Annotated in this window: 21 protein-coding genes, 1 pseudogene and 1 riboswitch; of the genes and pseudogenes, 11 read left to right on the top strand and 11 right to left on the bottom strand. The window is 34.8% G+C overall.

Annotated features, from left to right (window positions below; genetic code table 11):
- The first annotated feature begins 4 nt into the window (after nt 1–4).
- Nucleotides 5–1447: a sucrose phosphorylase gene (gene gtfA / locus QM512_RS08305; RefSeq protein ID WP_282805230.1), complete on the top strand. Its 1443-nt coding sequence runs from the start codon at nt 5–7 to the stop codon at nt 1445–1447.
- A 32-nt stretch (nt 1448–1479) separates the two neighbouring features.
- Nucleotides 1480–3378 (top strand): beta-glucoside-specific PTS transporter subunit IIABC, encoded by a 1899-nt coding sequence (locus QM512_RS08300; protein ID WP_282805229.1) that lies wholly within the window; start codon nt 1480–1482, stop codon nt 3376–3378.
- A 44-nt stretch (nt 3379–3422) separates the two neighbouring features.
- Here QM512_RS08300 and QM512_RS08295 read toward each other — a convergent pair whose 3' ends face one another.
- The 3 genes from QM512_RS08295 to QM512_RS08285 form a co-directional block, all read right to left on the bottom strand.
- Nucleotides 3423–3836: a peptide deformylase gene (locus tag QM512_RS08295; RefSeq protein ID WP_282805228.1), complete on the bottom strand. Its 414-nt coding sequence runs from the start codon at nt 3834–3836 to the stop codon at nt 3423–3425.
- Between the two features lie 137 nt (nt 3837–3973).
- On the bottom strand, nt 3974–5287 hold the full coding sequence (locus QM512_RS08290; RefSeq protein ID WP_035430138.1) for an NCS2 family permease: 1314 nt from the start codon (nt 5285–5287) through the stop codon (nt 3974–3976).
- Nucleotides 5288–5370: 83 nt separating this feature from the next.
- Nucleotides 5371–5468: riboswitch (purine riboswitch) on the bottom strand.
- Between the two features lie 94 nt (nt 5469–5562).
- On the bottom strand, nt 5563–6873 hold the full coding sequence (locus QM512_RS08285; RefSeq protein ID WP_282805227.1) for an NCS2 family permease: 1311 nt from the start codon (nt 6871–6873) through the stop codon (nt 5563–5565).
- Between the two features lie 304 nt (nt 6874–7177).
- Here QM512_RS08285 and QM512_RS08280 point away from each other — a divergent pair, with 304 nt between their 5' ends.
- Nucleotides 7178–7885 (top strand): MerR family transcriptional regulator, encoded by a 708-nt coding sequence (locus QM512_RS08280; RefSeq protein ID WP_282805226.1) that lies wholly within the window; start codon nt 7178–7180, stop codon nt 7883–7885.
- Between the two features lie 168 nt (nt 7886–8053).
- Here QM512_RS08280 and QM512_RS08275 read toward each other — a convergent pair whose 3' ends face one another.
- Nucleotides 8054–8116, bottom strand: coding sequence for a putative holin-like toxin (locus tag QM512_RS08275; protein ID WP_229036319.1), 63 nt, complete (start codon nt 8114–8116; stop codon nt 8054–8056).
- A gap of 343 nt (nt 8117–8459) precedes the next feature.
- Between QM512_RS08275 and QM512_RS08270 the strand changes: the two genes are divergently transcribed.
- A complete protein-coding gene (locus QM512_RS08270) occupies nt 8460–9152 on the top strand; it encodes a DUF4143 domain-containing protein (RefSeq protein ID WP_282805225.1) in 693 nt (230 codons plus the stop codon).
- Between the two features lie 57 nt (nt 9153–9209).
- Here QM512_RS08270 and QM512_RS08265 read toward each other — a convergent pair whose 3' ends face one another.
- Entirely contained in the window at nt 9210–10520 is a 1311-nt protein-coding gene (locus QM512_RS08265; protein ID WP_282805224.1) for an NCS2 family permease, read from the bottom strand.
- A gap of 239 nt (nt 10521–10759) precedes the next feature.
- On the opposite strand from QM512_RS08265, the gene QM512_RS08260 reads away from it, so the two are divergent.
- A complete protein-coding gene (locus QM512_RS08260; protein ID WP_282805223.1) occupies nt 10760–11998 on the top strand; it encodes an alpha-hydroxy-acid oxidizing protein in 1239 nt (412 codons plus the stop codon).
- 269 nt (nt 11999–12267) lie between these two features.
- Here the strand turns inward: QM512_RS08260 and QM512_RS08255 are convergent, their stop codons facing one another.
- The 3 genes from QM512_RS08255 to QM512_RS08245 all read right to left on the bottom strand — a co-directional run bounded on the left by QM512_RS08255 (nt 12268) and on the right by QM512_RS08245 (nt 14521).
- Nucleotides 12268–12942 (bottom strand): deoxynucleoside kinase, encoded by a 675-nt coding sequence (locus tag QM512_RS08255; RefSeq protein WP_282805222.1) that lies wholly within the window; start codon nt 12940–12942, stop codon nt 12268–12270.
- A 21-nt stretch (nt 12943–12963) separates the two neighbouring features.
- Entirely contained in the window at nt 12964–13614 is a 651-nt protein-coding gene (locus tag QM512_RS08250) for a deoxynucleoside kinase (protein WP_282805221.1), read from the bottom strand.
- Nucleotides 13615–13801: 187 nt separating this feature from the next.
- Nucleotides 13802–14521: a glucosamine-6-phosphate deaminase gene (locus QM512_RS08245; protein WP_282805220.1), complete on the bottom strand. Its 720-nt coding sequence runs from the start codon at nt 14519–14521 to the stop codon at nt 13802–13804.
- Between the two features lie 128 nt (nt 14522–14649).
- Here QM512_RS08245 and QM512_RS08240 point away from each other — a divergent pair, with 128 nt between their 5' ends.
- Nucleotides 14650–15489, top strand: coding sequence for an aldo/keto reductase (locus QM512_RS08240; RefSeq protein WP_282805219.1), 840 nt, complete (start codon nt 14650–14652; stop codon nt 15487–15489).
- Between the two features lie 153 nt (nt 15490–15642).
- Here the strand turns inward: QM512_RS08240 and QM512_RS08235 are convergent, their stop codons facing one another.
- Nucleotides 15643–16398: a sulfite exporter TauE/SafE family protein gene (locus QM512_RS08235; RefSeq protein ID WP_282805218.1), complete on the bottom strand. Its 756-nt coding sequence runs from the start codon at nt 16396–16398 to the stop codon at nt 15643–15645.
- 318 nt (nt 16399–16716) lie between these two features.
- Here QM512_RS08235 and QM512_RS08230 point away from each other — a divergent pair, with 318 nt between their 5' ends.
- From QM512_RS08230 to QM512_RS08215, 4 genes are read left to right on the top strand one after another with little or no spacing between them, the layout of a single operon-like run.
- Nucleotides 16717–18720: a glucose PTS transporter subunit IIA gene (locus QM512_RS08230; RefSeq protein ID WP_282805217.1), complete on the top strand. Its 2004-nt coding sequence runs from the start codon at nt 16717–16719 to the stop codon at nt 18718–18720.
- Between the two features lie 8 nt (nt 18721–18728).
- Nucleotides 18729–19625 carry an N-acetylmuramic acid 6-phosphate etherase gene (murQ, locus tag QM512_RS08225; protein WP_282805216.1) on the top strand — a complete coding sequence of 299 codons (897 nt, stop codon included), beginning with the start codon at nt 18729–18731 and terminating at the stop codon, nt 19623–19625.
- A gap of 56 nt (nt 19626–19681) precedes the next feature.
- The gene (locus QM512_RS08220; protein ID WP_282805215.1) at nt 19682–20752 is read left to right on the top strand and encodes a MupG family TIM beta-alpha barrel fold protein; all 1071 of its coding nucleotides are present in this window, start codon (nt 19682–19684) and stop codon (nt 20750–20752) included.
- Nucleotides 20753–20754: 2 nt separating this feature from the next.
- Nucleotides 20755–21615, top strand: a complete 861-nt coding sequence (locus QM512_RS08215) for a MurR/RpiR family transcriptional regulator (protein WP_282805214.1) — start codon at nt 20755–20757, stop codon at nt 21613–21615.
- Between the two features lie 87 nt (nt 21616–21702).
- Here QM512_RS08215 and QM512_RS08210 read toward each other — a convergent pair whose 3' ends face one another.
- Together QM512_RS08210 and phnD are read right to left on the bottom strand one after the other, a co-directional pair.
- Nucleotides 21703–22773, bottom strand: coding sequence for a BMP family lipoprotein (locus tag QM512_RS08210; RefSeq protein ID WP_282805213.1), 1071 nt, complete (start codon nt 22771–22773; stop codon nt 21703–21705).
- A 92-nt stretch (nt 22774–22865) separates the two neighbouring features.
- A pseudogene (gene phnD / locus QM512_RS08205) lies at nt 22866–23785 on the bottom strand (phosphate/phosphite/phosphonate ABC transporter substrate-binding protein).
- Nucleotides 23786–24073: 288 nt separating this feature from the next.
- On the opposite strand from phnD, the gene QM512_RS08200 reads away from it, so the two are divergent.
- Entirely contained in the window at nt 24074–25369 is a 1296-nt protein-coding gene (locus tag QM512_RS08200) for an extracellular solute-binding protein (protein WP_282805212.1), read from the top strand.
- Nucleotides 25370–25384: the final 15 nt, after the last annotated feature.

Here is a 25384-nt window from a genome sequence, read left to right as displayed (position 1 = left end):
AAGATTGAAATTGCAAAATAAAACAATGCTAATTACATATGCGGATAGCCTGGGAAATAATCTAAATGATCTATCAGAGATACTAGATAAGTATTTTGAAGGCGCCATTGGAGGAGTACATGTCTTGCCTATTTTTCCTTCGACAGGAGATAGGGGATTCTCACCAACTAGGTATGATGAAATAGATCCCAAGTTTGGCACATGGAAGGACTTTGAAAAGCTTGGCAAAAAGTATTATTTAATGCTTGATTTTATGATTAATCATATTTCTAAGCATTCTGAATATTATAAGGATTTTCAAGAGAATGGTGAAAATAGTAAATATAAAGACTTATTTTTAGATTGGAATAAGTTCTGGCCAGAAGGGAGACCTACTAAGGCAGATATTGATCAGATTTATAAAAGAAAAGACAAGGCTCCGTACCAAGAAATTACGTTTGCGGATGGAAGCAAATCAAAATTATGGAATACTTTTGGGGATGAGCAAATTGACTTAGACGTCAGAACAAAAGCAACGCAGGAGTTCATCAAAAATTCAGTACGAACTTTGGCTAAGCACCAAGCAAGTTTAATTAGACTAGATGCTTTTGCGTACGCGATTAAAAAATTAGATGCTAATGATTTCTTTGTAGAACCTGAAATTTGGGAGTTGCTAGATCAGGTAAAAGATGATCTTAAAGGAACAGACGCTAAGATTTTACCTGAAATTCATGAGCATTATACGATGCCAATGAAGGTAGCAAAGCATGGATATTATATTTATGATTTTGCTTTGCCGATGGTTTTACTTTATTCACTCTATAGCGGAAAGTCGGACCGTTTGGCCAGCTGGCTTAGAAAATGTCCAATGAAGCAATTTACTACTTTAGATACTCATGATGGTATTGGAGTAGTAGATGCCAAAGATGTTTTGACTGATGACGAATTAGAGTATACGACTAACGAACTGTATAAGGTGGGAGCTAATGTAAGCCGAAAATATTCTAGTGCTGAGTATCACAATTTGGATATTTATCAAATTAATACGACATATTACTCGGCCCTGGGAAATGATGATAAGAAATACTTCTTAGCTCGCTTACTTCAAGTCTTTGCACCAGGAATACCACAAATATACTATGTAGGATTATTGGCTGGAAAGAATGACTTAAAGTTACTTGAGGAGACTAAAGAAGGCCGAAATATTAACAGGCATTATTATTCTAAAGAAGAAATTGCAAAGGAAGTTAATAGGCCAGTTGTTCAGTCGCTGATTAAACTACTTAAGTTTAGAAATGAGGAAGCAGCCTTTGACTTAGACGGAACAATTAATGTTGAGACACCGAGTGAAAATGAGATTGTAATTCAAAGAAGTAATAAGAACCAGTCTCATGTAGCCCAAGCTACAGTTAACTTAAAGGATTTAAGCTACAAGGTTAAGGTTAATGGTCAAGAAGTTAGGTTTTGATGAAATGTAAGTAGTTGAAAAGAGGAAAGAGTATGGCAAAGATGGATTATCCTAAAGATGCGGAAACTATTGTTCATGCTTTAGGAGGAAAAGGCAATATTAAACGTGTCTTTCATTGTATGACCCGAGTTAGAGTTTATGTAAAAAAGAAAAATTTAGTTGACGAACAAACTATCCAAAATCTACCTGAGGTAACCGGAACTAATTGGAATAACGATCAATTTCAAATTATTTGTGGTACATATGTTGGTGGGATATACGATGAATTAGTAAATTTGGGTGTTCCAAATGATGATACGGATACTAGTCAAAATGTTACTGATAAAAACGAAGGTATAGTATCTAAAATTGTGGATGCCATTGCGGGCTGTATGACACCTATTATTCCTGCCTTAACTGCAGCAGGTATGATTAAAGTTGTTCTAGCTCTATGTACAACTTTTAAGTGGGTTTCACAAACTAGTAGTACGTATCAAGTTATTAACTTTGCTGCAGATGCAATGTATTACTTCTTACCATTCTTTATTGCGGCCAGTGCAGCAAAAGTATTTAGAGTTAATCAATCCTTAGCATTATTAATTGCAGGTGTATTTTTACATCCTAATTTTGTAAAGATGGTTTTAGCTAAGGCACCAATTTTATTCTTTGGAATACCGGTTTTTAAATATGATTATTCATATTCGGTAATTCCTATCATTTTGATGGTCTGGATTATGTCATACATTACCAAATTTGCCAAGAAAGTTTCGCCCGATATAATTAGACTTATTTTAGAACCTACATTAATAATTATAATCAGTGTACCTTTAGCATTATTAATTGTAGGACCAATTGGTGGTATTTTAGGTACTTGGTTAGCAGAAGCAATAAAATTCTTATCTACTCATCTTGGATTCGTTATTGTTGGATTACTAGCAGCAGCATTTCCATATATTGTGATGACGGGGATGCACCATGCTCTTACACCAATAGGGTTAAATGCTGTGGCTACCGGTGGCGATACCTTAATCTTTGTTTCTCAAGTATGTTCAAATGTTGCACAGGGTGGTGCCGCTTTAGCGGTAGCAGTTAAATCAAGACAAAAAGATATGAAACAACTAGGAAGCGCTACGGGTATTTCAGCTTTAATGGGAATAACTGAGCCTGCACTTTATGGTGTAACACTTAAATTAAAGCGTCCCTTAGTTGCTGCAACAATTGCTGCTGGAATTGGCGGTTTAGTTGGTGGACTTCTTCAAGTAACTTTGTACATCCCTCAAAATTGTTTGCTGGCATTACCCGCTTTTGTAGGTGGTCATAAGCCAATGTTAAATTTCGCATTTGGTGTAATTATGATCTTAGTATCATTTATCTTATCCTTCATTCTAACCTTAGTTATGGGATTTGAAGGAGACAGCAAACATAAAGTAGCTCTAGCCGAAAATGTAACCCAAGTGAATGAAAGTTCACAATCAGATGTTGAGCAAGTAGTGGTTCATACTCCTACTACTGTGTATGCTCCAATTTCTGGAAAGGTATTATCATTAAGTGAAGTTCCCGATAAAACTTTTGCTGATAAAACAATGGGTGATGGGATTGCTATTAATCCTGTCGAAGGAAAAGTATATGCACCAGATGATGGTAAAATTGTTTCAATTATGAGTACAAAGCATGGTGTAATGTTACAAACTAAAGACGGAGTACAATTACTCATTCATATTGGTATGGATACAGTTAATCTAAAAGGAAAATATTTCACAGCTCATGTTAAAACTGGAGATAGCGTAAAGAAAGGTGACTTGTTAGTTGAATTTGATCAGAAAGCAATTGAAAAGGAAGGCTATAATTTAATTACTCCAATTATTATTTTAAACAGTAAAGACTATCAAGAAATTAAACCAACTTCAAAGGTAAATATTGTAGTTGGAGATAAATTATTAAGCCTAGAATGAAAACAAAACGTCAGTAGCATCCCCCCCTGCTACTGACGTTTTTTCTAAATCAAAATACCATTACAATGATCAACTTCATGCTGAATTACTTCAGCGACAAAATCAGAGAATTCTTGTTGACGAGTTTCAAAGTTTTCATTTTGATATTTCACTGTGATTTTCTTATATCTTTCAGTTGGACGCTCTCCTTCTAAAGAAAGACATCCCTCATAAGCTAGATATTTATCAGATTTAAAAACAATAATTGGATTGAGCATCACAATTGGAAGCGGACCAACAAATAAGGCGATAATTCGTTTTTGTATACCAATCATATTTGCAGCAAGTCCAGCGGCTTTGCCATTATTGGCGAGTAAGGTCTCCTTTAAGTCATTGGCTGCCGTTAAGTCTTGTTTGGTAGCAGGCATAGATTTGAATTTTAAAGAAATTTCATCATGAATGATAGGTTTAACTGACATTATTTAAAAACTCCTCAGTTAGCTAGTTTGTTGCACTGTAAATATACCTAACATTATGGAATAAATAATGCTGTAAAGCTAGTAAATTATTTCCGAGGTAATAAAAAAATGAGATCGCATGCGATCTCATTTTTTATTTATCCCATATTTGTAATAAGGAAGAAGATAACGAATATTACAAATAAAATGTACATCATTGGCGATACTTCTTTGTAGCGCTTAGAAGCGATCATTGTAATTGGGTAAGCAATCATTCCTAAGGCTAAACCATCAGAGATGGAGTATGTTAATGGCATACCAACAACAACTAAGAATGATGGAAAAGCGATTTCAAAGTTATCCCAGTGAATGTATTTAAGATTTCCTGCCATCAATACCCCAACGATAATTAAAGCTGGAGCAGTTACAGTGGTTGGAATTACTGCTAGCAGTGGACTAAAAATCATTGAGATTAAGAACAAAATACCAACGAAAATTGCAGTTAAACCAGTTCTACCACCCATTGCGATACCAGCACTTGATTCAACAGATGTACCGAGTGGCGCAGTACCAAGAACGGAACCTTCAACCATAGCAAGTGAATCGGACAAGAATGCTTTACCGATGCGTGGAATCTTACCATTCTTATCAACCATCCCAGCTTGTTGCGTCATTCCAATTAAAGTACCAGCAGTATCAAAGAAAGTAACTAATAAGAATGTCAAAACAACCATAAATAGTTGCGGTGTATTAATGTCCTTTAAATGAAAGACTGCTTGACCAAAAGTTGGTGCAATACTTGGCGCACCAGAAACGATACCATGTGGCATTGGAATTTGACCAATTACCATTCCGAAGATAGCAGTTACTATCATCCCGATGAAAATTGAACCAGGAACTTTAGCAGCCATTAAAATGACAGTTAGAATTAAACCAAATAAGGTAATCCAAACAGCTGGATTATTGAATGAGCCTAAACCAACTAGAGAAGATTTATTATCAACGATTAATTTACCGTTTTGTAAACCGATAAAAGCAATGAATAGACCAATACCTGCTGAGATTGCATACTTTAGGTCTTGAGGAATAGCGTCGACAACTTTTTCACGTAATTTTAAAACGGTAATTAAAATGAATAAAATTGAAGCAACTAACACACTAGCTAAGGCAGTTTGCCAGTTGATGTGCATTCCAATGACTACGTTATATGAGAAAAAGGCAGCACTACCAAGAGTTGGTGCTAAAGCAATTGGGTAGTTGGCAATAAATCCCATTAAGAAACAACCAATTGCAGTTGCGATTGCAGTAACAGTGAAGGCGGCTCCTTTATTAATACCAGCTGCACTTAAAATATTAGGGTTAACAAAAAGGATGTATGATAATGAGACAAACGTGGTAAGAGCAGCGATTAATTCGCGTTTGACATTAGTATGTGCATCCTCTAAATGAAAGACTTTATCTAAAAATTGCATCATTTCTCCAACATAAAATAAAAATGAAAAAAGGACACAGTTTACCCAAAAAGCCATGGGTAAAAGATGTCCTTTAAAGCAAATTTATGACGTCTGATACCTATAGTCCTGAATTTATGGCTCAGGGTAGATACTGTCGACCTTATTTCGACGATATATAGATAACTTGATTGTTAAGTATTCTAGCAGAAATTTATCGTATACGCAAATCGAATTAAGAATTGGAGAAAAATAAAAAGGGTACTAAACCCTTTTTGCTAATTTATTTAAATCGTTTATTTCACATTCAGAACTACGAAGTAAATGACGAAGACAAAGAATAAAATCCACATCATTGGTGTGATTTCTTTGAATCTCTTAGCAGCCAGCATTGATACTGGGTAAATAATTAAGCCCCAGCCAAGACCGTCTGAAATTGAATAGGTAAGAGGCATACCGAGTGCGATTAAGAAACAAGGAATTGCAATTTCAAGATCAGTCCAGTGAACGTGTGCTAAGTTTTCAGCCATTAATACTCCAACAATAATTAAAGCAGGCGCGGTTACTTGAGTGGTAAAGACACTTAGGATTGGACTGAAGATGGTTGAGATTAAGAAGAAAATACCAACCCAGACAGCAGTTAAACCAGTTCTACCGCCAACTGCGATACCAGCACTTGATTCAACAAAGGCACCAACTGGTGAAGTACCAAGAACGGAACCAACTAACATACCCGAGGAGTCAGCTGCTAAAGCTTCACCGGCACGTGGCATTTTGTTGTCTTTCATTAAGCCGGCTTGTTGAACAAGTCCGATCAAAGTACCAGTAGTATCAAAGAAAGTGACAAGCAAGAAAGTGAAGACAACGATCCACATTTGTACAGTATTAATGTCGCTAATATGGAAAACAGCTTGACCAAAAATTGGTGAAAGACTTGGAACGCCTGAGATGAATGCTTTTGGCATTGGAATTTGACCAATAGCAATTCCAAAGACAGCAGCTACGATCATCCCGATAAAAATTGCCCCAGGAACCTTAGCAATCATTAAAAAAATAGTCACAACTAAACCAAAGATTGTGATCCAAACAAGTGGATTGTTCAAAGCACCAACAGTAACTAAGGTAGAATCACTTTTACTAATTAACTTACCGCCTTGAAGACCGATAAAGGCAATAAATAAACCAATACCAGCTGAGATCGCATATTTAATGTCGCTAGGGATGGCATCGATAATCATCTCACGTACTTTAAATACAGTTAATAAGATAAAAAGAATCGAAGCAACAAAAACAGCAGCCAAGGCGGTCTCCCATTTAACATGCATTCCCAGGCAGACCGTATACGTAAAGAATGCGTTAAGTCCTAAGGTTGGTGCAGAAGCAATAGGGTAATTGGCAACTAGTCCCATTACAATACACGTGAAAGCAGCAGATAAAGCAGTTGCGGTAAATAGCGCTCCCTTATTCATGCCACTTGCTCCTAAAACGGATGGGTTAACAAAAAGAATATAAGACATACTTACAAAAGTAGTTAACCCAGCTAAAAACTCTGTTTTAAATGAAGTGTGATTTTCATTTAAATGGAAAAAATTACCAATTGAATTCATGTAGCCCTCCAGATATGGCAATGTTCGGATTTTAAAGAAAAATAGAATTTTAAATAACCAAATTAGTTTATTAGTCATTTAAAAGCGAATCTTCAACTAAAATTATATCTAAATTATTAACTATTTCAAGAATAAAAACTACAATTATTCGATTAAATTACTAAAACTAGCATTAATAATCGAAAAAAGGCTAAATTCTTTGCGGAATCCGAACATTATGGCCTGGGAAATATAATGTTTTATAATTTAAATATTGACTTTAACCTTGCGTTAATTGATATCTTGAAGCTAGGAGGTGAAAGTAATGCAAGAAAAATATTCAATTGGTGAAGTAGCTGCGATGCTAGAAGTAAGTACACGTACTCTAAGATTCTATGATGAAAAAGGACTTGTTAAACCAGCATATACGGAAGAGAACGGCTATCGTTTTTATGAAAAAGAACAGATAAGGCAGATAGAATTAATTTTGTTTCTAAAAGATCTTGGCTTTTCGTTGAAACAAATAAAAATGCTCATTCAAGATCAGCGTGGAAAGCAATCGCTTGAGTTGCTTTTAAAGCAGCAGTATCAAGAAAACAAACAAAAAATTAAAAAATTGACTGCAAAGCAAAAACAGATAGAACATTTACAAAAAATAGGTGTTTTATCTGCCGCATTAACTAATTTTTCTGACATTACAAGCATTATGAGAAAAGAAAACAAAATGACTACAGTAAGACGAAAAATATTAATTTTTCTAATTATGTTAATAATAATTGAATTGATAGGTATTAGCTTAATGTATGCATTACGATTAAGTCCGATTATAGTTATAGTGATAGCTGTATTAGGAGCTGTATTTTTTTCAAAATACTATTACGACCGTGTTGAATATGTATGTCCTAATTGCGGGAATATCTTTATTCCGTCATTTTTAGCCTTTAATTTAGCTCCACATACACCTAAGTTTAGAAAATTAACTTGTCCAAAATGTGGAAAGAAATCGTATTGCTTAGAAATTAGCAGAGAATAAAGAATTATAAACAATATTTCTCATTGCGATATGATATAATTAGACATGAAAAAAGGAGATCCGAAGATCTCCTTGTACAGCCCGCTTTAAGAGCGGTGGCTAGATGATTATAGAAACATTGAAAACGGCGCTCTATAACTCGCCAAAGTTATAAGTAGAGCGGCGTTTTTATTTTTTGTGGTGGTCGATGTAAGTTAGCAGGGCTAACAAAAACGTACCAAACAAAAGCATCAAAGAGATACTTTCGTAAACCGACATGGTTGAACCCTTTCTGCAGTATATTGACCATAGGCCCCACCTCCGAGAGAAAAAACAACCGCCGCTCATAAAACTTGCTGTGAAAATAATTATAGCGAAAGCTTGTTTGTAAAATAAGATTGCACGAGATTTGGTCAAAAATGGCTGTGATTGGTCACAGATAATTTATATCAATTTTGAAGATGAACGTTTAATTGATATGAAATTGAGCGATCTAAATTTAATTATTTCAGTAGCCAATGAACTTTCTAATGAAAAGTCATATTTTTTTTGATGAAATTCAAAATATTGATGCGTCCTACTTAAAAATAGTGGGTTGCCTGAAAGCATAAATCAAATTGTACCACGTGACTATTTAAATAATATTTACCAAAATATCTTTTTAGGAGATATGGTAACTCATAACAAAGTAAGAAATGTAGAATCGCTACGTTTGTTGATATCTAAAATTGCTGAAACAGTTATGCACGAGGTTTCATATAATAGATTAGTTAAAAGTGTTAGACAAACTGGTAATTCAATAAGTGTGCCGGTTGCTATTAATTACGTAGATTACGCTAAAGAAGCATATTTATTATTTGATATAAAGAATTTTGCCAGCAAATTTTCAGAACGAGAAAGTATACCCAAATTCTATTTTTTAGATAATGGACTGTTAAACCTATTTTTATTTAAAAAAGAAGCTGCGTTGTTAGAAAATATTGTAGCTTTAACTTTATATAATCAATATGGGAAAGACTTATATTATTTGCATTCAATTAAAAATAAAATTGATTTAGATTTTTATTTACCAAATGAAAGGACAGCAATTCAAGTGGCCTGGGAATTAGATGATTTTTCAAGAGAACGAGAAGTTAATGCGCTACTTACTTTGGCTGAAAAAGATAAAAATATTAGCGAATATAAGATAATTACCTATGAACAAGAAGAAATAATTGAAGAAAATAATGTAAAAATTAAGATAATACCGTTATATAAATTTTTACTCGAACATAGTAGAAAGCAATAAAAAATACCGATTATCAAAATGGATGATAATCGGTATTTTTGTTTAGTAAATTTTATCTTACTTAAAGTTTAAAACCCACAAGAAGATGATAAATACTACAAACAGTACCCACATCATTGGGCTAACTTCTTTACCACGTTTTGCAGAAACCATACAAATTGGGTAAGTAATCATTCCTAATGCCAAACCGTCAGAAATTGAGTAGGTAAGTGGCATACCTAGTAGAATTAAGAAGGCAGGAACAGCAATTTCTAACTTATTCCAGTGAATATGCGCAGTGTTTTGTGCCATTAAAACTCCAACAATAATTAAGGCAGGAGCAGTTACTTGAGTAGTGAAGACGCCAAGCAATGGACTAAAGATCATTGAGATTAAGAAGAAAATGGCAACAAAGACAGCAGTTAAACCAGAACGTCCACCAACTGCAATACCAGCACTTGATTCAACAAAGGCACCAACTGGTGAAGTACCGAAGATTGAACCAAACATCATAGCAGTAGAATCAGCTGCCAAGGCTTTACCAACACGTGGCATTTTATTGTTTTTCATGAAGCCAGCTTGTTGAGCAAGACCGATTAAAGTACCAGCAGTATCAAAGAACGTAACAAGTAAGAAAGTTAAAACAACCACCCACATTTGAAGTGAGTTAATATCTTTAATATGGAAAATTGCTTGACCAAAAGTTGGTGCAAGGCTTGGTGCTAAAGAAATAAACTTATGAGGTACAGCGATTTGACCAGTGCAGATTCCAAAAATGGATGCAGCAATCATTCCGATAAAAATTGCGCCTGGAACACCTAAGATCATTAAGATTACAGTAACGATTAAACCGAAAATTGTAATCCAAACAAGTGGATTATGAAGTGAACCTAAACCCACTAAAGTTGACTTATTAGCAACGATTAAGCCACCATTTTGTAAACCTAAGAAAGCAATAAATAAACCAATACCTGATGAAATTGCAAATTTTAAGTCTGAAGGGATTGAATCAATGATCTTTTCTCTTAATTTAAATAAGGTAATTAAAATAAAGATGATTGATGCAACGAAAACACTGGCTAAAGCAGTTTGCCAAGATACCTTCATGCCAATACATACAGTATAGGCGAAGAAAGCGTTGATTCCTAAAGCAGGTGCTTCACCAATTGGATAGTTAGCTACAATACCCATGATTGCTGTACCAAGAGCAGCAGCTAAAGCAGTGGCAGTGAATACAGCTCCTGTATTCATTCCGCTAGCGCCAAGAACGCTTGGGTTAACGAAAAGGATATAAGACATACTGATAAAAGTGGTTAGACCAGCGATAAATTCAGTTCTAACATTAGTTCCTAACTTTTCTAAATGAAAGTAGTTTTTAATAAAATTCATTTTATCCTCCAGGCATAATGTTCGTTTTTTAGCTTTAAATAAGCAACTTTTACAGTGTATCATTCTGATAAATAAATGTAAACACGAATTTTATCTGGGGAAAGCGCTATAAAGGCACTATAGAGTGTTGAGTTGATACTTAGTGAATCATTTCATAATAGCTTTTATTTAATAAATTGATGAAATAGGCCTAAAATCAAGATGTATAGAAACATACTTAATGATTGGAGGAAATAGCGATGACAACATACTATAAGGGGTTCCCGCAAAGTACCAGAGAAGAAAAATTACATATGGTTAACTTGAACGAATTAGAGAATGAAGCAAAATATGTAATACCAGAAGCAGCGTATTATTACATAGCTAGTGGTGCTGAAAATGAATGGACGTGGCGTAACAATACCCAGGCTTTCAACCATTTTCAAATAGTACCTCGTGCTTTAACTGGAATGCAAGATCCAGAACTTAATACTGAATTTTTAGGAATGAAGTTAAAAACACCAGTCATGATTTGTCCAATTGCATGTCATGGTATTGCTAACGCAGAAGCAGAAATTGATACTGCTAAAGGTGCAAAGGCCGCTGGCGCTTTATTTGGGATGAGTACATATGCAAATAAGAGTGTTCAAGATGTACAAAGCGCAGTTGGTGATTCGCCTCGGTTTATGCAATTGTATTTGAGCAAGAACTGGGACTTTAATAAGATGGTAATTGAAGAGTCTATTAAGGCAGGTTTTACTGGTTTCTTCTTAACAGTAGATGCCTTAGTTAGTGGCTATCGTGAAGCAAACTTACGGACTAACTTTACTTATCCTGTTCCACTTGCATTCTTTAATGAATGGAATGGTGGAAAGGGCGAAGGACAAAGCGTTGCCCAAATGTATGCGGCATCTGCTCAAAATATTGGCCCAGATGATATTCGTAAGATTAAGGAAATTGCTGATGTCCCTGTAATTGTTAAAGGTGTTGAATGTGCTGAAGATGCAATGCTTGCAATTGGCGCAGGTGCAGACGGAATCGTAGTTTCTAACCACGGAGGTCGTGAAGTTGATGGTGCTCCTGCTACAATTGATGTTTTGCCTGAAATCGCCAAGGCTGTAAAGAGCTGCAACCACCGCGTTCCAATTATTCTTGATGGTGGCGTTCGTCGCGGGTCACATGTCTTTAAAGCATTAGCATTAGGTGCTGATTTAGTTGGTATTGGTCGTCCATTCTTATACGGTTTAGCACTTGGTGGTGCTCAAGGTGTTCAATCAGTTATTGAGCAATTGAATAAGGAATTATTAATCGATATGCAATTGACTGGTTGCAAGACAATTGAAGATATTAAACATGCTAAAATCGATCATCTTGATTACACTGCTGATTGGGGAATTTCTTCAACGAGCAAGAGCGTTATGAAACCATATCCTGTTACTAAGGAAAATCAATTAACAGGTGAAGCTGCAGACGCAGTAAGTGGTGCTTCAAGACATTAATTTAATAAAATAAAAATGTATGCAAAAACTGCGATCCAATACGGACCGCAGTTTTTGCATATAAAAAAGGAGTGATAGTGTGACCACCCCAGAAGCCGTCTTTTCGGCAAGTAATTAGACTGCCATTGTTGTGCGTTTACTCAACACATTTACTTTAATTGCTACTGGTTTAGTATTGTATCAAGTTTCACGTCTCTTTGATTCATGAGATTAAGCGCTAGTCTCAAGTGAGCGAGAATAACTCTGAGAGTTACTTTGTAGTGGCTTTTTTATTTAACTAAATTTGGCTTCCAATCTTCGTCAAGTTTGCCCATTTCTTTGAGCTTGGCAACAATTTGATTTAAGACCTCTTGACGATCTTCTTCACTAGCCATGAAGTCTAATTTATCACCATCAATAGTCATCTTTGGTGAGTAGTCATACTTCTCATACCAAGGCTTGTAATAGCGAAGTAGACGCTTGTAGTAATCTTCTAAGGTTGGGTCATAACTTAATTGTTCGTAGTTGCGACCACGCTTTTGGATACGTTTAAGCATTGTATCGTACGATACATCGATATGGACAAGAAGGTCTGGGTTCTTCTTAGGCATCCGATCTAATTCGCTCATCATATTATGTAAGAGTTCATAATAAGTATCTACTTCTTCTTTAGTAGCACGGCCAATGTCGGCATTCATTTGGAAGAAAAGTGCATCTTCGTAGATAGAACGGTCAAGTACGTTATTATCATCAGTTAATGCTGACTTAATACTTTGAAAGCGAGTATTTAAGAAATAAACTTGCAATAAAAATGCGTACTTCTTTGGGTTTTCGTAAAATAATGGCAAAACAGGATTGTCATCTACGCTTTCGTAAAAGGGATCAGTACCCAAATACTTAGATAAAATACCTGTTAGACTGGATTTTCCGGCTCCAATGGGCCCACTTAATACAATAACTGTCATCACGTTCCTTCTATTCGTTAACTAGTTCAAATTACCTAGATCAGCAAGCTTTTGATCGATTGTACTGATAACTTCTTTTCGTGCATCTTCATCAGCGACAAAGTCATATTTATCGCCGTCAATCATCATCTTAGGGGATGCATTATATTTTTCATACCAAGGCTCGTAATAAGACAAAAGACGAGCATAGTAGTCTTTTAAGCCTGGATCAGTTGATAATTGTTCGAATGTACGACCGCGCTTTTGAATTCGATGAAGCATCGTATCAAGAGATACATGAATATAAATAAGAAGATCTGGCTTCTTGCTAGGGTTGCCAGGAGCTTGTTCCATCATATTCTCAAGTAAACTATCATAAATTTTGAATTCAGTAGGGTCGGCAATACCACTATCAACATTCATTTTGAAAAATAATGCATCTTCATAAATTGAACGATCAGACACACTGTTATGATCGCGAATAGCTTGGTTAATTTGAGCCAAACGGTGATTTAGAAGATAGGTATTTAAGAGAAAAGTGTAGTGTGCCATATCTTTATAATAAAGTGGCAAAATTGGATTATTATCTACACCTTCATAAAATGCTTGAGTGCCTAGATGCTCTGCAAGCAGACTGGTTAAACTGGATTTTCCGGCTCCAATAGGCCCGCTCAATACAATAACTGTCATCACGTTCTTTCTACAATATATAGTTTGCTTTAATAGTGTAATTCAATATCTGGTAGGTAAGCAAGCTCTTTTTAAAAAATGAATTATGACTAGTTGTCAAGCGAACACGTAAAAAAAGCGCAAAAAGAAAAAGCAAACTAATCGAAAAAACGATTAATTCGCCAAAGTAAACGGTCTTATTAAATGAGGATTAATTTCTGTATTTTGGATCAAGTTTTGCTGCGGCTACTTCGTCGCAAATAATTGTAACATCTGGGTGATCTTGCAAAATAGATGCAGGAACTTCTTCAGTAACCGGGCCTTCGACTAATGCTTTAACTGCGTCTTGCTTTGATTCACCAAAAGCAAGTAAAACAATCTTCTTGCTGTTCATAATTGAACGAATTCCCATACAAATAGCTTGACGAGGAACTTCGTCTTCATTATCAAAGAAGCGAGAGTTTGCTTTTATGGTGCTCTCAGTTAATTGAACTTTATGAGTTAAGCTGCCAAATGGAGTCCCTGGTTCGTTAAAAGCAATGTGTCCATTTCTACCGATACCTAAGATTTGGATATCAATTGGATTTTCAGCAATAATGTCGTTATAACGATCAACTTCTTCGTCAATATCCTTTGCCATTCCGTCTGGAATATATGAGTGCTTGAAAGGCTTCTTATCAAATAAGTGTTTTTGCATGAAGTAGTGGTAGCTTTGATCGTTGTCTGGATTTAAGCCATAGTATTCGTCTAAGTTAATACTTGTCATATCAGAGAAGTCTAAGTCGCTGTCGCACATATCGTCATACATTGGAATTGGGGAAGAGCCAGTTGCTAATCCTAAAACTTTGTCGCCATCTTCCATTCCCTTTTTAATAATTTCAAATGCCTTAGTGCCGCCTTCAATATTATCTTTAGTTACGATGATTTTCATAATTATGTATACCTCCTCATTCATTGGTCTAGTCCATTATAAAATATAAAATTGGTCTAGTCAACTTAAACCGCTAACATTTTTTTATTTATTTTTTCTGCGGTAAAATTTAAGTGAGGTGAGAAGAGATGGAGAAGAGTTTTCAAGATAGTAACTTATCAGGTTTAGGCATGGGAACTTGGGGAATTGGCGAAGACGCTTCTAAGAAAAAAGATGAAATAACTGCACTTCGCTATGGTTTAGATAATGGAATTAAAGTAATTGATACTGCAGAAATGTATGGTGAAGGAAAGAGTGAGAAATTAGTTGGTGAAGCTATTAAGGATTATGATCGCAGCCAACTCTTTTTGATCTCAAAGTTTTATCCTTATCATGCTTCTCCGGAATTAGAACGACAAAGCTTAGAAAAAAGCTTAAAGCGATTAGGAACTGATTATTTAGACTTATATTTGCTCCACTGGCGCGGAGATAAGCGCTTATCTGAGACAGTACGCGGGTTAAAAGAATTGCAAAATGAAGGATTAATTCGTCATTGGGGTGTATCTAACTTCGATGTGGCTGATCTAGAAGAATTATTTAGCGTTCCAGGTGGCGAAGATTGTTTTGCTAATGAAGATTTATACAATCTTTCTGAACGTGGTGTAGAGTATGACGTTCTGCCTTGGCAAGAAAAGCATGGCGTTAGTTTTATTGGATATTCACCGTTTAACTCGGGTAAAGGGGATTCAATTAGAATTACTAATAATCTTAAGATAGTGGCTCGCGCACATCACGCAACGCCCCATCAAATTATGTTGGCTTGGACCTTAAGACATGGTAATGTTCTTTCAATTCCTAAGGCAGCCACAGTTAAACATATGAAGGAAAATATTGCTGCTCAAGATATTAAATTAACATCAGACGAAATAAAATTGATTGATAATGATTTTCCGCAGCCGACTGAAAAAATGCCGCTTGCTACGATATAAGATAAGAATTAAGACACTTCACAAAAATATAGAATAGGTTATAGTATATTTGATACGAAGAAACTATTTTTAAAAACAACTCAAAAAGCTCTACCTGCGCAAAGGTAGAGCTTTTATGTTTATTACAAATAAATAGGGGGATAAAACAATGATTTATTTATATGCAGTATATGCAAAGTAAGCTGCTTGAATAAGAGCTAAAACAGCAATGCCTAATCGAATGACTTTAACGGGAATATGACGCATGATTCGAGGACCGAAATAGCTTCCGATTAAAGCTCCAATAGCCAATGGAATAGCTGAACTCCAATAAATTTTTGCAGTAAACATATAAATGATCAAAGCGACTAAGTTTGAAAGAGCACCGATAATGTTTTTCATAGCGTTAACAGTTAAAAAGTTATCATCACTGATAGCATTCAAGATAACGAGCATCAAAACACCACTTGCTGCTCCAAAATATCCTGCATAGATACCAGTAATCACTAGGCAAAGTAAAGATATAATCTGAAGAAGCCGATTATTGTCATCCTTTTCTAGATGAATATCTCCACTAAATAAAATCATTAAGCCAGAAAAAGCAATACAAAATGGAACAATTTTTTCGAATATTTTCCCGGGAAATTGTATTAAAAGTATACATCCTAAAGCTGATCCAACAATTGTAAAGATTGAATAGAAACTTACCTCTTTCCAATGCCCTTTTAATTCTTTAAGTGAAGATGCTGTTGAACCAACTCCAGTCCAAATTAAAGCAGCATCATTGGTCGTATTAGCGTATACGGGTGGAATTCCAACGGATAAAAGTATTGGGTAAGTTGCTAGAGAAGCCATGCTAGCAATGGTTGATAGCAAACCTCCTAAGATCCCACCCAAAATTAAATAAATGAATAAGAAAAAAGGACTCATAAATTCACCTCTCCTTGTAGGTGTAAACATTACAATGGTAGGTATTATAAGCCCCTTACGTTTAGTTAGCAAGTGGTAGTCGTTTTGAAGAGAGATATCATCAAGATTATCAAATGAGCATTTTTAATAAATGTAATAATATTTTATTTTTATATAAAACTATAGCTTGAATATATTTGATTTATTAAGGATAAATTATTGACATTGATACTAATAGGATCTAATATTTTAGGTGTAGAAAGCGATTACATTAATAGATATAAAAAATTAATGTGTATCTAAATGAAACATTTTTACATTTATATAAGGAGATTCATCATGTCAAAGGATAAATATCAAATTCTAAGCGATGAAATCTACCAAGAAATTGGTGGAATAGGTAATGTTGAATCATTAATCCATTGTATGACAAGACTCAGAATTAAAATTAGAGATATGTCGAAAGTAAATATGGAGAAATTGAAAAAGATAAATGGTGTATTGGGGGTAGTTGAAGCAGATACACTGGAAATTGTCTTAGGACCAGGTGTTAATACTAAAGTTGCAACTATAATGAATAATGAAGCTGGCGTAAAAGAAGGAGAAACTTTTCCCGAAACGAGTTCATATCAATCTAATAAGAGTGAAGTTGAGAAGAAAGCTGCTGAAGTTCATGCAGCTCACAAAGCTTCATTAAAGAAGACCTGGTGGCGTGCAGCTCTTCAACATATTTCGGCAATTTTTGTACCATTAATACCCGCATTTGTAGGTGCCGGATTAATTTCTGGTGTTGCGGGAATTTTGAGAAACTTGTTAACTGCTAAAGTATTGCCAATGTCTTGGAATCTTGGCGTAACAGTTTTAGCAATGATTTCTAGCGCATTATTTGCCTATTTGAATATTTATGTGGGTATTAATACAGCAAAAGAATTTGGGGCTACTCCAGGCCTAGGGGGTATCATCGGTGGTATTGTTTACTTACCTGGGATTGTTGCTCCAGTAACCATTCCTAATATTTTTGATGGAAAACCTCTAGCTGCTGGTCAAGGTGGTATTATCGGTGTCTTATTAGGTGTTTGGTTATTATCTTATGTTGAAAAATTCTTCCATAAGCATATCGCTGACTCGGTAGATATTATTTTTACACCGTTTTTGACAATACTAATAATGGGATTGTTTACAATTTTTGTAATTATGCCTTTAGCGGGATGGTTCTCTAATTCTCTTGTAGGTGGAATTAATTGGGTATTAAAGGTTGGTGGACCAATCTCAGGATTTATTTTAGGATTATTCTTCCTTCCTATGGTAATGCTAGGGTTACACCAAATATTAACTCCTATCCATCTAGAAATGATTCAAAAACTTGGATTTACACCTCTTCTTCCTATCTTAGCGATGGCCGGAGGTGGTCAAGTAGGAGCTGCGATTGCTTTATGGGTAAAGTGTCGGAAAAATAAACAATTAGTTAATATGATTAAAGGTGCCTTACCAGTTGGCATCTTAGGTGTCGGAGAACCATTAATTTATGGTGTTACATTGCCATTAGGTCGGCCATTTATTACTGCTTGTGTTGGTGGTGGTATTGGTGGTGCTGTGGTTGCTGCTTTCGGTCAAGTTGGATCAATAGCTATTGGACCTTCAGGCGTAGCACTGATTCCATTAATTGCTCATAATATGTGGTGGGCTTATGTACTAGGTTTATTGGCTTCTTATATTGGTGGTTTTATAGCTACTTACTTCTGGGGCGTTCCTAAAGAAGCTATGCTTCCTGCAGATGAGGCTGATGCTGAAGTTAAAGAACGAAGAGAAGCTGAAGAGAAAGCATATAATTTGAATATGACTGCTTCAGATGAAAATGGGAGAAAAGACAGCTCTAAATTAACAACACAAGAAATTGTTGCTCCAGTAGATGGACAAATTGAAGAATTAGATGAAGTTGAAGACCAAGTATTTTCACAAAAAATGCTTGGAGAAGGATTTGCTATTATTCCAAAAGATGGGAAAATTGTTGCTCCTGTTGATGGGAAGGTAGTTAGTGTAATGTCTACAAAACATGCCTTAACTTTAAAATCTACTAAAGGAAATTTAGAAATTTTATTGCATATGGGTTTAGATACTGTAGAGCTAAAAGGACGTCCTTTTGATATCAAAGTGAAAGAAAATGACATAGTAAAAGCTGGACAACCTATTGCACAAATGGATATAGAAAAAATAAAAGAAGCTGGAAAGGATCCAATAGTAATTATGACTATTACCAACATGGATGATGTTTCTAGTTTTAAGCTGATTACAACAGGTGAAGTTAAGGCAGATGTGCCGGTATTAAAGATAACTAGTAAGTGAGGATAAAAATGGATATTAAAGATTTAACAACAGAACAGCGAAATCCAAATTCTCTACATATTGATAGCGCTACTCCTCTTGAAATAGTCAAAATAATAAACCAAGAAGATAAAAAAATTGCAGATGCAGTTGGCACTCAAGATAAGAAAATTGCCAAAGCCATTGAATATGCATCAAAAAGATATAGGGAAGGAGGAAGATTAATTTATGTAGGGGCAGGAACCAGCGGACGATTAGGGGTCTTAGATGCCGTTGAACTAGTCCCTACCTATAGAATCAATCCTGAAAGAGCCGTTGGATTAATTGCTGGGGGCCAAAGTGCTATGTTCCAAGCTGTAGAAGGTGCAGAGGATGATCCAAAACTAGGAGAAAAAGATTTAAAAGATCTTAAATTAAACGAAAAAGATATTGTAATTGGTCTTGCAGCTAGTGGACGTACACCTTATGTAATAGGCTGTTTGAAATATGCCAATCAGATAAAGGCTCTTACTATTTCTATAGCGTGTGTAAAAAAATCAGAAATTGGGAAATATGCTGATATAGCAATTGAAGCGATAGTAGGTCCGGAAGTAATAACAGGCTCAACAAGAATGAAGGCTGGTACAGCTCAGAAAATGATTCTGAACATGATATCTACTGGCGTTATGATTAAACAAGGTAAAGTCTATGAGAACGTAATGGTAGATGTTATGCCAACAAATTCTAAGCTAGTAGATCGAGCATGTAGAATTATAGAAGTTGCGACTGGTGTTTCAGAATCGGTAGCCAGCGATGCATTAAAAAAATCAGATATGAATGTTGCAGTTGCAATTACTATGTTGAAAACAGATGTTGATAAAGAAAAGGCAATGGATATTTTGAAACAATATAACGGTAATATTAGTTCTGTAGTCAATAATTATTAAAGAATGAGGTCAAAAAGTAATATACTTTTTGACCTTCTTTTGGAAAGAGTGAATAAATGTTAGGCTTTTCTGTATATTTAAATAAAAATATTGATGATGAAACACGAGAATATATTAGAAAAATGAAGAACAATGGTTTTGAAGGGATCTTTACGTCGATTCATATTCCAGAAGAAGATATAAGTAGCTATAAACAAAATCTACAAGAATTAGGTAAAGTAGCAAAAGAGCATAATCTTAATGTAATGGTTGATATTGATCAAAGTAGTTTAAAAAAATTAAAAATATCAATGAATACAATTCCGGACTTAAAGAAATCTGGTATAACTGGTTTGCGAATAGATGATAAGTTACCCATTGAAAGAATTGCTGAGATTTCTAACCTAATAGAAATTGGGATAAACGCTAGCACCTTTAATGAAAATGAATTGAAAAAATTACTTTCTTTAAATATAAAACAAGAAAATGTGCAAGCGTGGTTTAATTTTTATCCTGCTCCCGACACAGGAATTAGTCAGAAATTTTTAGAGCAACAGGTTCATATGTTTAAAAAATATGGTTTTACTACTCAAGCATTTTTTGCAGGAGACGAAAATTTAAGAGGTCCCCTATATGAAGGACTTCCAACGCTTGAAAGGCAAAGGTATTATAGTCCACTAGCTAGTATTTTAGAATTGCAAAATATGGGAGTAGATTTAATTTATGTGGGCGATGGAGGAGTTAGTAAAGAATGTTTAAAACAGATAGAGATTTATAGAAACAAAAAACAAATATTACTCCATACAAAAAAATACGAAAATGGAGATAAAGATGTATATGATTATTTACTCGGAAAACATAATCAACGGCCTGATCCAGCAGAATATGTAGTAAGATGTGAAGATTCGCGCCTACATCACGTACCTGTAATTAAGAAAAATAATTCTCGTAAAAGATACATTGGGGACATTACAATTAATAATGGGAAGTATCAAAGATATATGGGAGAAATTCAAATACTTAAGGTAAATTTACCAGCGAATGAAAAAGTAAACGTAGTAGGAAAAATAATTGAAAAAGATATACCTTTAATTAATTTGATAAAACCTAACCAAGAATTTATCTTACTTCGTACTATAAAGGAGTAAAAATGGCAGATATTTTAAATATCATTCATTCTAAGAAGGCTCAGATGCCAAAAAAAGAACAATTTTTAGCGGAATACATAAGTAGTAACATTAAAACAGTTATAAAGTCTTCTATTCAAAAATTATCTAAAGATACTGGTATTAGCACAGCAACGATCGTTAGATTCTGTCAAGAAGTTGGGGTTGATGGATTTAGTGAACTAAAATTAGAGCTGGCTTCACTGCAGTCGCCCAAAGAACCTGCTGAATACGATGAAATAGATATTGGAGAAGACGTCTCATCCATAAAGGATAAAATGGCCACAAGGTTTAAATCAGTAATTGACATAACAAAAAGTGGAGTAGATGAAAAAACAATTTTCAAGCTAGTAGGGGAAATTAATAAGTCTTCAAGGATTTTAGCATATGGCGTTGGAGCGTCAGGTCTTGTAGCTAATGATATATATCAAAAATTTCTCCGTTTGGGCAAAGCCATTACCTATACTACTGATTTTCATATTGCAGCAACAGAGATTGGAAATTTTGCTCCTAATGATATCTTAATTTTGATTAGTAATCAGGGAATGACGACTGAAATTGGTGATCTTTTAGAAGTGGGAAAATCAGTTGGTATAAAAACTGTGTTACTAACTGCTCAACCTAGAACTGCAATTGCTAAAAAGGCAGATATTATATTACTTACACAAGATATTGGGGAACCTAAAATTAGGTCCGGTGCTACCACATCAATGATAAGTCAACTCTTTGTAGTAGATGTCCTAGTGTTTGCTTATATTTCACGGTATTCAGATAAGGTTTTTGAAAACTTAAAGCGTTCTAATAAAACAACTTTAATTCATAAAAATAATAAGAGAAGTAAATAATGTAAAAAGTCATAGCCAATATTTTAGATACTATCTGTGACAATTAAAAAAAGAGAGGTAAATAACTACCTCTCTTTTTTTAATTTATTAATCTTTCTCAACTTTAATTTTACCATCAATAATTTTCTGTTTAGCTTTCTGAACTTTGATCCAGGTATGATATGGCAAATTTCCTTGAACTAAAGAAATACCATTGTTTTTGAGCCCATAACTCAGATTTTTGCCACCAGGAAACTTCCCCTTGGCAGTTTGATCAGCAAGTTTTTCTACTGCAAGGTCAGCGCTCTTAATAACTGAAGTAAGGGTAAAATTGGAAGGCTGATCACCTTTTGCTTGGTAATCTCCAAGTTTAGTTTGATCTTCATCTGAACCAATTACCCACACTTTTTGTTTTACAGGTTGTGCTTGATTAACTTCTTTAGCAGCTTTGAAGACTCCTTGACCACTTTTACCAGCAACTTGAAAAATCACATCAGCTTTTTTAGCATACATTTCCTGGGCAATATCATGTGCTTTGTTAGCATCTGAAAAGTTACCTACAGTCTGGGTTAATACTTTAATATGCTTGTGAAGTTTATGACTGGTGGCTGTAACTCCTTGAATGAATCCGACTTTGAATGCATTCATTTCTTTACTATCTTGACCTAAGACAAGACCAACTGTGTGATTTTTAGTAGTGTATGCAGCTGAAACGCCCGCAAGATAAGCTCCTTCTTGGTTCTTAAAGGAGATACTAGCTAAGTTTTTAAGCTTAGGAGCGTGAGTATCAATAACAACGAAGTTCTTTTTTGGATTAGCTTTAGCAGCTTTAACAATATTAGGCTTAATTGTGTAGCCCACACCAATGATTGTTGAGAAGTCTTTATCTAGTGCTTCATTAATACTTGCTTGGTAATCTTTAGGGTCTTTAGGAATGAAATAATTGTAGCCCTTATTTCCTTCTATAAGACCATTTTTTGTGCCGTAATTTTTTAAGCCTTGCCATGCAGATTGATTTAAGGAATTATCTTTAATTCCATTGGTATCTGAAATTAAGGCAATGTGATTATCTGTTTTTTTGCTTGTTTGTTCTTCATGAGTGGGTTTACTGCAAGCACTTAAGCTTAAGAAAATAGTACTTGCTACTAATAATAGAGAAATTTTTTTATTTAGTTTCATTTAAAAACCTCGGTTAAAAATCTATTCTAATTTTAAACGAGAAAAAGGCCATCCTACAAGTCAAAGTAGGGTGGCCTTTAAAAATATTAAACTTATTTTTGAGCTTTCTTAGCTTCAGCTTCGTATTCACGAACAATGTTGAAGTTAGAGTCTTTAGAATCTACATAACCGTAATGTTGATAAATGTTTTCAAGAATCTTCTTACCTTTCTTAGTCTTGGCAATATCCTTGAATGCCTTGGCAAGCTTCTTCTTAAATGACTTAGACATACCGCTTCTAACAGATACCGTATCATTTGGAATGTATTTAGTGTAGTAAATTGGAACAACATCTTTCATTACAGCTGGTGCATCTTTAGCAGCAAGTGGACGAGCATCTGAGAAGATAAAGGCAGCATCAGTATCTCCGTTATAAACTGATAAAACAGCTTGATCGTGTCCCTTAACTTGAACTAACTTACAATCCTTTGGTACGTTTAAGCCCTTCTTGTGAAGTTCGGCAATTGGAAGAACGTAACCAGAAGTAGAGGTTGGGTCTTGAACGGCAATTGTTTTGCCCTTAAGATCCTTCCAAGACTTAATCTTAGAACCTTTTTTAACAACGATCATTGAACGGTAGCTGTCCATTAATTACCGCTTGGTTCGTCATAGCCGTAACGTTGTGCTTGTAGTAAAACATCCGCTACGCCACGTTTATGAGCTAAGACATAAGCATCGGGTGGCAAGAAACCAACATCAACTTTCTTAGATGCCATTGCTTCAACTAAAGCAGAGTTATCAGTTGAAACAGTTACGTGAACAGGCATGTGCAATTGCTTTTCAAGTAAACCTTGTAATGGTTTAGCCTTAGCTTCAAGTTTAGAAGCTTGAACACTAGGAACGAATTGAACGTTTAACTCTTTAGGAGTATAACCATCGCTTGATTTAGAAGCAGATTTACTGTTCGAGCAAGCTGCAGTTGTTGCAGCAAGTAAAACCATAGCGGCGCCAATCAAAAATTTCTTTATCTTCATTTTTTCCTCCAGAACTACTTAATGAAGTTGACGATTTAAAGATAGCAGACTATTAATGGTAATTCAAGGCTAAATATGAATAATTATAAATATATTACTGCTAAATGTACGTATTAATACGTATTTTTTATATACAAAAGCTATATAAAATGCGTGTTTGATGCCTAGCTTAAAATATAAAAAATTTTAAACTAAAAAATGCAATTTTTGTACTACAACATCTTGTGTATGTTTTTTAGTTTGATACAATAAATGGTGCTTCAATTTTTTAATCACTGGAGGATTTTGATGAATTTATATAAAAAGATTGCTTTAGGTTTAGCTGCGGGGTTGGCATTACTTGCTACTGGATGTTCTAAAGGAAATAAAGAAAATAGTTCAGCCAAAAATATTCCAACTAAAATTACAAAGAAGACTACAGTCACCTTTTGGCATGGAATGAATGGTGGTCAACGTGCAGAATTAGAGAAATTAACTGCAGAATTTGAAAAGAAAAACCCTAATATTAAAATCAAGCTTGAAAATCAAGGCTCTTACATTGATTTACAAGCTAAGGTAAATTCAACATTACAATCACCAAATAATTTACCAACAATTACGCAAGCATATCCTGGTTGGCTCTATAATGCTGCTAAGAGTAATATGTTGGTTGATCTTTCCCCATACATTAATAACAGTAAGCTTGGTTGGGGAAGTAGTGCTAAGTCAAATATTAGAACTGAATTATTAGATGGAGCTAAAATTCAAGGAAAACAATATGGTATTCCATTTAATAAGTCTATTGAGGTTTTAACTTATAATAAATCCATGTTTGAAAAATATGGTATTAAAAAAGTTCCTACAACTATGAAGGAATTAGCCCAAGTTTCAGAGACTATTTATAAGAAGAGTAACCATCAAGTTGTTGGTGCAGGTTTTGATTCTTTAGCTAATTACTATACTTTGGGTATGAAAAATGAAGGAATTAATTTAACGGATAAAGTTAACTTTACTGGCAAAGATTCCAAGAAAGTTATTGATTACTACGCTCAAGGTATGAAGAAGGGCTACTTCACAACTGCTGGCTCAGCACACTATTTATCAGGTCCATTTGCTAATGAAAAGGTAGCAATGTATATTGGAACATCAGCAGGTGAAGGCTACGTTAAAAAAGCAGTTGGTGACAAGTTTACTTACGATGTAGCTGCACGCCCTGGTAAATACACTATGCAGCAAGGTACTGATATTTACATGTTTAATAAAGCAACAGCAATGCAAAGAACCGCCGCATTTAAATATATGCAATTTTTGACTTCTAAATCCACTCAACTTAAATGGGCAAATGCAACTGGCTACATTCCAGTTAATAATTCTGTTGTGAAATCCAAAGAATACAAGGAAAATACCAAAACTAAGCTCCCAGCTAAGTTAGAAGGTGCTATGAAACACTTGTACAGTATTCCAGTAGCTAAGAATTCAAATGCTGCCTACAGTCAATTAGATCCAATTATGGCTAAGATTTTGTATGCAGCTAAGAATGGTCAAAATGTTGATAATCAAATTAAAGCTGGTAAAGCAAAATTTGATGCAGCATGGAAGCAATAAAAATAATTTGAAATA

Origin of the sequence: Lactobacillus isalae (genome assembly GCF_947539375.1) — a bacterium.
Taxonomy (GTDB): Bacteria; Bacillota; Bacilli; order Lactobacillales; family Lactobacillaceae; genus Lactobacillus; species Lactobacillus isalae.
The sequence above is the reverse complement of the archived record's forward strand: the minus strand, read 5'-3'. Positions and strand labels throughout refer to the sequence as shown.

What these genes read in the sequence shown, in the direction of transcription:
- QM512_RS08300 (WP_282805229.1), top strand. Translation starts at nt 1,480, where the DNA reads ATGGCAAAGATGGATTATCCTAAAGATGCGGAAACTATTGTTCATGCT.
- QM512_RS08295 (WP_282805228.1), bottom strand. Translation starts at nt 3,836, where the DNA reads ATGTCAGTTAAACCTATCATTCATGATGAAATTTCTTTAAAATTCAAA.
- QM512_RS08290 (WP_035430138.1), bottom strand. Translation starts at nt 5,287, where the DNA reads ATGCAATTTTTAGATAAAGTCTTTCATTTAGAGGATGCACATACTAAT.
- QM512_RS08285 (WP_282805227.1), bottom strand. Translation starts at nt 6,873, where the DNA reads ATGAATTCAATTGGTAATTTTTTCCATTTAAATGAAAATCACACTTCA.
- QM512_RS08280 (WP_282805226.1), top strand. Translation starts at nt 7,178, where the DNA reads ATGCAAGAAAAATATTCAATTGGTGAAGTAGCTGCGATGCTAGAAGTA.
- QM512_RS08265 (WP_282805224.1), bottom strand. Translation starts at nt 10,520, where the DNA reads ATGAATTTTATTAAAAACTACTTTCATTTAGAAAAGTTAGGAACTAAT.
- QM512_RS08260 (WP_282805223.1), top strand. Translation starts at nt 10,760, where the DNA reads ATGACAACATACTATAAGGGGTTCCCGCAAAGTACCAGAGAAGAAAAA.
- QM512_RS08255 (WP_282805222.1), bottom strand. Translation starts at nt 12,942, where the DNA reads ATGACAGTTATTGTATTAAGTGGGCCCATTGGAGCCGGAAAATCCAGT.
- QM512_RS08245 (WP_282805220.1), bottom strand. Translation starts at nt 14,521, where the DNA reads ATGAAAATCATCGTAACTAAAGATAATATTGAAGGCGGCACTAAGGCA.
- QM512_RS08240 (WP_282805219.1), top strand. Translation starts at nt 14,650, where the DNA reads ATGGAGAAGAGTTTTCAAGATAGTAACTTATCAGGTTTAGGCATGGGA.
- QM512_RS08235 (WP_282805218.1), bottom strand. Translation starts at nt 16,398, where the DNA reads ATGAGTCCTTTTTTCTTATTCATTTATTTAATTTTGGGTGGGATCTTA.
- QM512_RS08230 (WP_282805217.1), top strand. Translation starts at nt 16,717, where the DNA reads ATGTCAAAGGATAAATATCAAATTCTAAGCGATGAAATCTACCAAGAA.
- murQ (WP_282805216.1), top strand. Translation starts at nt 18,729, where the DNA reads ATGGATATTAAAGATTTAACAACAGAACAGCGAAATCCAAATTCTCTA.
- QM512_RS08220 (WP_282805215.1), top strand. Translation starts at nt 19,682, where the DNA reads ATGTTAGGCTTTTCTGTATATTTAAATAAAAATATTGATGATGAAACA.
- QM512_RS08215 (WP_282805214.1), top strand. Translation starts at nt 20,755, where the DNA reads ATGGCAGATATTTTAAATATCATTCATTCTAAGAAGGCTCAGATGCCA.
- QM512_RS08210 (WP_282805213.1), bottom strand. Translation starts at nt 22,773, where the DNA reads ATGAAACTAAATAAAAAAATTTCTCTATTATTAGTAGCAAGTACTATT.
- QM512_RS08200 (WP_282805212.1), top strand. Translation starts at nt 24,074, where the DNA reads ATGAATTTATATAAAAAGATTGCTTTAGGTTTAGCTGCGGGGTTGGCA.